Below are 1,564 nucleotides of genomic sequence, written 5' to 3'. Positions count from 1 at the left end.
GTGGAGCGCGGGACCTGAACCGGTAGTAGCCAAACGATGGGGTGACGCAGGAGGGTAGCTCCGCCAGCAGTTGGTGACTGGTGTAAGCGTGTAGGCTGGTTGACAGGCAAATCCGTCAACCGTATAGGCTGAGACGTGATGCATAGCCGAATGAGGCGAAGTAGAGTGATCCCATGCTGCCGAGAAAAGCCTCTAGTGAGTTTCCACGCGGCCCGTACCCCAAACCGACACAGGTGGTCAGGTAGAGAATACCGAGGCGCTCGGGTGAACTATGGTTAAGGAACTCGGCAAAATGCCCCCGTAACTTCGGGAGAAGGGGGGCCGCAGGATTTGAAGCCCTTCGCGGGCTAGGGTCAGGCGGCCGCAGAGACCAGCGAGAAGCGACTGTTTACTAAAAACACAGGTCCGTGCGAAGTCGCAAGACGATGTATACGGACTGACGCCTGCCCGGTGCTGGAACGTTAAGAGGACCGGTTAGCCCGCAAGGGCGAAGCTGAGAATTTAAGCGCCAGTAAACGGCGGTGGTAACTATAACCATCCTAAGGTAGCGAAATTCCTTGTCGGGTAAGTTCCGACCTGCACGAATGGCGTAACGACTTCTCGACTGTCTCAACCATAGGCCCGGTGAAATTGCACTACGAGTAAAGATGCTCGTTACGCGCGGCAGGACGGAAAGACCCCGGGACCTTTACTATAGCTTGGTATTGGTGCTTGGTTCGGTTTGTGTAGGATAGGTGGGAGACTGTGAAGTTCACACGCCAGTGTGGGTGGAGTCATTGTTGAAATACCACTCTGATCGTACCGAGTGTCTAACTTCGGACCGTGATCCGGTTCAGGGACAGTGCCTGGTGGGTAGTTTAACTGGGGCGGTTGCCTCCCAAAGGGTAACGGAGGCGCCCAAAGGTTCCCTCAGCCTGGTTGGCAATCAGGTGTCGAGTGCAAGTGCACAAGGGAGCTTGACTGTGAGACAGACATGTCGAGCAGGGACGAAAGTCGGGACTAGTGATCCGGCGCTGGCTGGTGGAAGCGGCGTCGCTCAACGGATAAAAGGTACCCCGGGGATAACAGGCTGATCTTGCCCAAGAGTCCATATCGACGGCATGGTTTGGCACCTCGATGTCGGCTCGTCGCATCCTGGGGCTGGAGTAGGTCCCAAGGGTTGGGCTGTTCGCCCATTAAAGCGGTACGCGAGCTGGGTTTAGAACGTCGTGAGACAGTTCGGTCCCTATCCGCCGCGCGCGTTGGAGACTTGAGGAAGGCTGTCCCTAGTACGAGAGGACCGGGACGGACGAACCTCTGGTGTGCCAGTTGTCCCGCCAGGGGCATGGCTGGTTGGCTACGTTCGGAAGGGATAACCGCTGAAGGCATCTAAGCGGGAAGCCTGTTCCAAGATGAGGTCTCCCACCACCTTTGAGTGGTTAAGGCCCCCAGCTAGACCACTGGGTTGATAGGCCAGAGATGGAAGCCCGGTAACGGGTGGAGTTGACTGGTACTAATAGGCCGAGGGCTTGTTACAAAAATGCTACGCATCCACTGTGCGGTGTCTGAGACACCAACCACCCCC

At 56.8% G+C, this 1,564-nt stretch carries 1 rRNA gene; it reads left to right on the top strand.

Features of this window, described 5'->3' with window-relative positions:
• A 23S ribosomal RNA gene (locus UO65_RS31995) occupies window positions 1-1,516 on the top strand; the annotation flags it as partial.
• Between the last annotated feature and the right edge of the window lie 48 nt (window positions 1,517-1,564).

Source organism: Actinokineospora spheciospongiae (assembly GCF_000564855.1).
Taxonomy (GTDB): Bacteria; Actinomycetota; Actinomycetes; order Mycobacteriales; family Pseudonocardiaceae; genus Actinokineospora; species Actinokineospora spheciospongiae.
The sequence above is the reverse complement of the archived record's forward strand: the minus strand, read 5'-3'. Positions and strand labels throughout refer to the sequence as shown.